This is a genomic window from Phenylobacterium sp., from assembly GCF_004799395.1.
GTDB lineage: Bacteria > Pseudomonadota > Alphaproteobacteria > Caulobacterales > Caulobacteraceae > Phenylobacterium.
The window spans coordinates 1-5,903 of sequence record NZ_SSMZ01000327.1; the positions used below are offsets into that span (position 1 = coordinate 1).

Here is a 5,903-nt window from a genome sequence, read left to right on the forward strand (position 1 = left end):
GGCATATCGCTCAGCTGCTGGGCATCTCGCATGAGACGGTCCACCAGCACATCGAGTCCGCCAAACAGCGCTACCAGGTCTCCACGCGCACCCAACTGGTCGTGCGCGCCCTGTTCGACAGCCAGATCACCTTCGCCGATGTGATCGCCGGACGCTCACCATCCCCCGATTAGGGGAATGGGCGCCCGCTGCCGCCCGACGCCATCCTGCCTTCAGACCCTGGAGGCGGACATGATCCAACTGGTGACGGCGGCGGACCGATCAACTTACCCAGATCAACTTGCGGAAATGTACCGCGAGCGCAAACGGGTCTTCGTCGACCGGCTGCGCTGGGAGGTTCCGGTGGTCGACGGCGAGTTCGAGATCGACCAGTTCGATACGGAGGGTGCGGTCTACTTCCTGGCGCTCTCCGCCGACGGGACCCAGCTGGGATCGGCCAGACTGCTGCCTTCGACGGCGCCGCATCTGCTGTCCGAGGTCTTCCCGCACCTGTGCGAACACGGGGTCCCACGCGGTGAAGAGGTCTGGGAAATCACCCGCATGTGTACGGCGCCCGGGCTCGCGGAGCCCCGGGCGGTGCGCCAGCGGCTGATGGTCGGCATGGTCGAATTCGCCCTGCTGAACGGTATCCGTCGCTACACCCTGGTCAGTCATATGGCCTACCTCTCAGCGATCCTGGCGATCGGCTGGGACTGCGCGCCACTTGGCCTTCCGCAGGAGCACGACGGCCAGCTCGTAGGCGCCGTGGCGATCAACATCACGCCCGACACCCTGGCGCTGTTGCGCCGCAACGCCGGCCTGCAGGGACCTGTGCTTCGCTGGGACGTCCGTGATGCCGCCTGAGGTCCCCCAATACGCCAGCGGTGTGACGACGCTGGACGCGCCGAGTGCGTGCGATGCCGCACTTTGGCTGCAGCGCCTGCAGCAGGATGGCTATTGCATCATCCGCGGCCTGCTCAGCCGCGATCTCACCGACGGCTTGATCGCCGACCTGGCGGAACGCTTCGAGCGCACCCCCTTCTGCGAGGGCGATTTCTACGGCGGACGCACAAAGCGCTTCGGCGGCGTGCTGAAACGCTCGGCGCGCGCCGAGGCGCTCGTCCGGCATCCCATGATCCTCGAGATCGTGCAGGGCGTGCTCGGTCCCTACTGTGACCGTTTCCAGCTCAACCTGACCCAAGCCCTGCAGATCTACCCCGGGCAGGACGCCCAGCCGCCGCATCGTGACCAGGACATGTGGGGCGGCGCGAAGGGCGCGATGGAATATCTGGTGAACGTCATGTGGCCGTTCAGTCCGTATCGGCGGGAGAACGGCGCGACGGTGATCTACCCGCAGAGCCACAACACCGGCCCAGGAGACGCCCCGCCGGTCTTCGCGGAAATGGATCCGGGAGACGTGCTGCTGTTCCTGGGTTCGACGCTGCACGGCGGCGGCGCCAACATCTCCGACGCCCCGCGGTCCGGCATGATCGTGAGCTACAGCCTGGGCTGGCTGAAGCCCTACGAAAACCAGTGGCTGGTCTATCCGCCCGAGGTCGCCCGCGCCTTCTCCCCGGCGCTCGCGCGTCTCGTCGGCTATCAGCAGCACCGACCCAATCTTGGCAATTATGAGGGCCGCTGCCCGTCCGTCCTTCTTGAGGATGCGCCGGTGGACTTCCTGGGCGCGGTCGATGAACTGCTGCCGCATCAGCAAGAGGCGCTTCGGGCCAAACGAGCCGCGATGCGGGGCGGGGTCGTCAGCCCTCAGCCCGCGGAGTAGGCGCGTGAAGTCTCAGTTCCCGCGCTTTACGCCCGACCTTGTCGAGGAGGCCATAGGCCGCTTGCTGGAGGCGATCGCTGTCCTGGAGACCATCGAGGCCGCCGACATGCTGGCCGAGATGCCTCGCCTCGCCGTGGCCCGCCGCCGCCACCAAAGGGCCGTGTCGCTGCTCGCGGTGCTGCGGCGGGACCTCACAAGCCTGTACCGGGACCTCAAGGCCGCTCAACAGGTTGAGGACGCCTTGGTCCGCGCGACCACGCAGGAGCGCTAGACGACAGCAATGGCGAGACGGTCTCCGAGCTCGACCTCGGACGGGGTCGCTCCAGCTCCCCGATCCCCGGGGTCGGGGCCGCCCGACCCGGTCCTTCCTTTCCCTCCCGGCCGGCCCTGGCCGGGCGCCCTCGGGGCCGTTGCGGGTTCCCCCAGAAGGGATCGGGCCAAGAGCAGCAACGGCCGCCGGGGGAGCTTTCTTCCACCGTCCCTTGCCTCCCAGCCGCTGATTGCGGCTAAGTTCACACCTCCTGCCGTCACGGACGGCGCGCCGGACAAACCATGGGCAAGTACGACCCCCTCCACGACCATCTCCGCCGCCAGAAGACGGAGACCTATGAAATGACCTTCCGAGACATCGAGCGCGTTCTGGCCCTGCTGCTTCCCAAGAGCGCCCAGCGCGCGGAGTGGTGGTCCAACGAGACCAGCCCCAATACCCGCCAAGTGCAATGCCGCGCCTGGCTGGAGGCTGGCTACATCGCTCATCCCGTCCTGGGCGCCGAGCGCGTCCGGTTCGAGAGGCGATAAACAGCGAGTGCCGCTAGACGAGCGGGGGAGGCCTGTCTTCAAGGCGGATCCGCACGGACTTGCCCACGATCAACGCCTTGCCCAGTCTGGGCCGTAGGAACGCCACACCCGGTTGCAGGGTGGAGCCATCGCGCCAAGGCAGGCGGCTATCAGGCCGCAGCCGGAATCCGCCGGCGCTCGAGGCAGATGATAGGTGGCGCCCGAGGCCGGACTCGAACGAGCACGCCTCTCGGCAATAGATTTTGCCGCAGCCGGCCGCAGAGCCCCGATGGTCGCCGTCAGTGGCCGGGCCGCGGCTCGAAGGCGCGCGGGGGGCGCGACGGTTGGACAGCCTTTCGGTCGGTCTTTCCGCCATGCTGCGGCGTGGGCGCGGACTTCGGGATGCTGAAATTCAGCCCAGGGTCCTGCTGCTGGAAGCCGTGCGTCATGGTTCGCCTCTCCCTTGTTTATTGTTGGCCCCCAGCCCGACACTGCCTCAGGCGGCGGCGGGAATCATTTCAACTGGCCGCACGTCTACGTGAACCGTGAGGTCGGCCTGGCCGCCGTCGCCGTAGATCGCGCCCGAGACCGGCGCGGCCTCGGCGGGCGTGCGGGTGACGGCGACCGGGATCAGATCGGGGCTCTCGGCCAGAGCATTGGTGGGGTCGAATTCGGTCCAGCCCAGCTCGGGCAGGAAGACCTCGCACCAGGCGTGGGTCGCGCCGGCGCCGCGCATGCCCGAGGCCGCCTTCCTCGGCGAATAGAGATAGCCGGTGACGAAGCGCGCGGCGTAGCCCAGCCGGCGCAGGGCCTCGACCATCAGCCAGGCGAAGTCGCGGCAGGTTCCGGAGCCCACCCTGACGGTGTGGCCAGGCTCCTGGGCGGCGCCCTGGTCGCGGGCGGAATAATCGAAGTCGGCGCGGATGGTGCGGTTCAGCCGCAGCAGGAACTCCAACGCCGGCTCCTTGGGGTCGCCGACCTGTTCGCGCAGCCAGTCCAGAAGGTGGCCGTCGCGATCCTCGCTCACCGGGTCGATGAAGGGCGCCAGCACCGCCCGGTCGGCGGCCGAGTAGTAGATCGGCGTGACGGTCTGCGGGTCGGCGACGTCTCGCCGCGTCAGCGACGCCGGGAACCGCTCGATGGTAAGGTCGCTGATGATCGACAACGTCCGGCTCTCGCCGCCCGGCATGAAGCAGCAGACGGAATTGCCGAGCGCGTCATAGAGCCAGCGGGTCTGACCCGGTGGGGAAAGCGTCAGATGGGCGTCCACCACCCGCGTCGCGTGGCTGTCTCGCGGCCGCACCAGCAGACGGTGGCCCGCGAAACGGACCGGGCGCTCATAGGTATAGAGCGTCTCGTGGCGGATGCTGAGGCGGACCATCCTTGCGGGAACCGCTCGGCGGGGCGCTGGTTCCCGCCTGTCGGCGTCTTCCTAGGCGTCGTCGCGTTCGCCTGTGGGGCTGACCGGCAGGAGCACGCCGCAGTCCGAACAGGTGAAGCCAACCACGGTGGGCACGCGTCCCTTCCAGGCCGCCGAGTCCGGGTCGGCGGCGATCCGCACCGGCTTCACCTTGTAGATCGCGGCCTTGCAGTTGGGACACATCGGAGCAGCCATGGCGCGACCCTAGGCCCTATCGCGGACGAAGCCCATGCGCCGCGCGGGGAACCCGCCCGGCGGGGAGCTCATTCCCGGACCATGGTCAGCCTGGCCCGCTCCGCCTCCGTCCGGCCTGCGACGCGCGAGGAACCCGAAACGCTCGCGGGCCTGCGCGCGGCGGTGCAGGCCTGCCGCCGTTGCGACCTCTACGGCCATGCCACGCAGGGCGTCACAGGCGAGGGGCCTGCCCAGGCGCGGCTGATGCTGGTGGGCGAGCAGCCGGGCGACCAGGAAGACCTGGCGGGGCGGCCCTTCGTCGGCCCTGCGGGCCAGATGCTGGACAAGGCCCTGGCTGAGGCCGAGGTCCCCCGCGACCGGGCCTTCGTCACCAACGCGGTGAAGCACTTCAAGCACGAGCTGCGTGGCAAGCGGCGGATCCACAAGACGCCCAACACCGGCGAGGTCACGGCCTGTCGCGGGTGGCTGGATGCGGAACGCAGCATTGTGCGGCCGCGGGTGATCGTGGCGCTGGGCGCCACGGCGGCGATGTCAGTGTTCGGGAAGCCTGTGGCGATCGGCGCGTCGCGGCAGAAGGCGATGCAGCTGCCGGACCAGGCCCTGGGCGTCGTCACCTATCACCCGTCCTATCTGCTGCGGGTCCCGGACGCGGTCGCCAAGGCCAAGGCCTATGCGGCGTTCCTCGAGGACCTTAAATTCGCCTGGGGCCTCGTGGCGTGAGGCGACGCCGCTGGCGACCACGGTCCGCCATGATTGGGTCACACATCCGCCGCGCGCCATGGTTCAGCTTCCCGCTGGGTAAGGGGACGCAGAATGCGGGGGTTGGCGATCCTGGGCGCGGGGCTGCTCTGCGCGGGCTGCGGCCAGGTCGCCGACGCCCAGGCCAAACTGATCGACAGCGTGCGCATCCACGACGCCGTAGCCGGCTACGAGAAGGCCAGCCAGCCGGTCGACCGCTGCGTGAAGGCCAAGAGCGTGGTCATAGCCTACACCGACGCCCGCGATACCGCGGAGACCGCTGCCTGGTCGGCGCGGGAGCATGAGGACTGCCAGGCGGCCCTCATCGCGCTGCGCGCGAGGGCGCCCGCGAAGCCTTAGGGCGCGCTGAACCCCGCCTCGGCGAAGTCGAGCATCCGGGCGAGCAGGGCGCTCACGTCGCCCTCGCGGGTCAGGCCGCCCGAGAGGTGGTGCAGGCGGTCGAATTCCACGAAGCGGTTGTTGTGGACCATGCCGAGCGCGAAATGCAGCCGCCAGTAGAGGGTCTCCGGCGCCAGCGTCGGGCAGGCCTTCTTCAGGGCTTCGGCGAACCGCTCCAGGTGCGAGACGTCGTTCTGCAGCACCTCGCGGATCTCCGCGGTGCCCTCGGAGCGGGCGCGGATGATGAACTGCACGCTGACGCGGCGGTCCTTGGCCGGGTCGGCCCAGCGCAGTGGCGGGGCGAACAGGGCCTCCAGGATCGCACGCACCGGCGGACTGCCGCTGTAGCGGTCGTTGGCCTCGTGCAGCATGCGCGCCCGCTCGCGGTTCAGCTCGCCGGTGCGGCGGCGGAAGATCTCGAACAGCAAGGCGTCCTTGGAGCCGAAGTGGTAGTTGACCGACGCCAGATTCACCCCGGCCTCGGCGGTGATGTCGCGCACCGAGACGTTCTGGAAGCCGTGCAGGGCGAACAGCCGCTCGGCGGCGTTGAACACCGCGGCCTTGGTGGCCGCCTGGTCATGGTCGGCGTCTTGGACCTCGTGGGTCAGGTCGTCG

General features: G+C 69.0%; 10 protein-coding genes. 7 read left to right on the forward strand and 3 right to left on the reverse strand.

Annotated features, from left to right (window positions below; translation table 11 throughout):
- Nucleotides 1–17: 17 nt before the first annotated feature.
- From E8A12_RS22835 to E8A12_RS20975, 5 genes are all read left to right on the forward strand, one after another.
- Nucleotides 18–173 carry a hypothetical protein gene (locus E8A12_RS22835; protein WP_363212617.1) on the forward strand — a complete coding sequence of 52 codons (156 nt, stop codon included), beginning with the start codon at nt 18–20 and terminating at the stop codon, nt 171–173.
- A 58-nt stretch (nt 174–231) separates the two neighbouring features.
- Entirely contained in the window at nt 232–843 is a 612-nt protein-coding gene (locus E8A12_RS20960) for an acyl-homoserine-lactone synthase (protein WP_293372492.1), read from the forward strand.
- Complete coding sequence (locus E8A12_RS20965; RefSeq protein WP_293372494.1) at nt 833–1,759, forward strand: phytanoyl-CoA dioxygenase family protein; 927 nt, start codon at nt 833–835, stop codon at nt 1,757–1,759. The genes E8A12_RS20960 and E8A12_RS20965 overlap by 11 nt, the downstream gene beginning before the upstream one ends.
- Before the next feature lie 4 nt (nt 1,760–1,763).
- The gene (locus E8A12_RS20970) at nt 1,764–2,030 is read left to right on the forward strand and encodes a hypothetical protein (protein ID WP_293372496.1); all 267 of its coding nucleotides are present in this window, start codon (nt 1,764–1,766) and stop codon (nt 2,028–2,030) included.
- A gap of 281 nt (nt 2,031–2,311) precedes the next feature.
- A complete protein-coding gene (locus E8A12_RS20975; RefSeq protein WP_293372498.1) occupies nt 2,312–2,557 on the forward strand; it encodes a hypothetical protein in 246 nt (81 codons plus the stop codon).
- Between the two features lie 475 nt (nt 2,558–3,032).
- Here the strand turns inward: E8A12_RS20975 and E8A12_RS20980 are convergent, their stop codons facing one another.
- Nucleotides 3,033–3,917 carry a transglutaminase family protein gene (locus E8A12_RS20980; protein ID WP_293372500.1) on the reverse strand — a complete coding sequence of 295 codons (885 nt, stop codon included), beginning with the start codon at nt 3,915–3,917 and terminating at the stop codon, nt 3,033–3,035.
- A 51-nt stretch (nt 3,918–3,968) separates the two neighbouring features.
- Complete coding sequence (locus E8A12_RS20985) at nt 3,969–4,151, reverse strand: hypothetical protein (protein ID WP_293372502.1); 183 nt, start codon at nt 4,149–4,151, stop codon at nt 3,969–3,971.
- Nucleotides 4,152–4,232: 81 nt separating this feature from the next.
- Between E8A12_RS20985 and E8A12_RS20990 the strand changes: the two genes are divergently transcribed.
- Together E8A12_RS20990 and E8A12_RS20995 are read left to right on the forward strand one after the other, a co-directional pair.
- Entirely contained in the window at nt 4,233–4,871 is a 639-nt protein-coding gene (locus tag E8A12_RS20990; RefSeq protein WP_363212615.1) for a UdgX family uracil-DNA binding protein, read from the forward strand.
- Nucleotides 4,872–4,964: 93 nt separating this feature from the next.
- The gene (locus E8A12_RS20995) at nt 4,965–5,249 is read left to right on the forward strand and encodes a hypothetical protein (protein WP_293372504.1); all 285 of its coding nucleotides are present in this window, start codon (nt 4,965–4,967) and stop codon (nt 5,247–5,249) included.
- On the opposite strand, the gene E8A12_RS21000 is transcribed toward E8A12_RS20995, so the two are convergent.
- Nucleotides 5,246–5,896 carry a TetR/AcrR family transcriptional regulator gene (locus tag E8A12_RS21000; RefSeq protein WP_293372508.1) on the reverse strand — a complete coding sequence of 217 codons (651 nt, stop codon included), beginning with the start codon at nt 5,894–5,896 and terminating at the stop codon, nt 5,246–5,248. The two genes, E8A12_RS20995 and E8A12_RS21000, sit on opposite strands and share 4 nt — an antisense overlap.
- Nucleotides 5,897–5,903 lie beyond the last annotated feature (7 nt).

Bases quoted from the DNA above. Each gene is read 5' to 3' on its own strand.
- E8A12_RS20960 (WP_293372492.1), top strand. From the start codon at position 232: ATGATCCAACTGGTGACGGCGGCGGACCGATCAACTTACCCAGATCAA.
- E8A12_RS20965 (WP_293372494.1), top strand. From the start codon at position 833: ATGCCGCCTGAGGTCCCCCAATACGCCAGCGGTGTGACGACGCTGGAC.
- E8A12_RS20975 (WP_293372498.1), top strand. From the start codon at position 2,312: ATGGGCAAGTACGACCCCCTCCACGACCATCTCCGCCGCCAGAAGACG.
- E8A12_RS20980 (WP_293372500.1), bottom strand. From the start codon at position 3,917: ATGGTCCGCCTCAGCATCCGCCACGAGACGCTCTATACCTATGAGCGC.
- E8A12_RS20985 (WP_293372502.1), bottom strand. From the start codon at position 4,151: ATGGCTGCTCCGATGTGTCCCAACTGCAAGGCCGCGATCTACAAGGTG.
- E8A12_RS20990 (WP_363212615.1), top strand. From the start codon at position 4,233: ATGGTCAGCCTGGCCCGCTCCGCCTCCGTCCGGCCTGCGACGCGCGAG.
- E8A12_RS20995 (WP_293372504.1), top strand. From the start codon at position 4,965: ATGCGGGGGTTGGCGATCCTGGGCGCGGGGCTGCTCTGCGCGGGCTGC.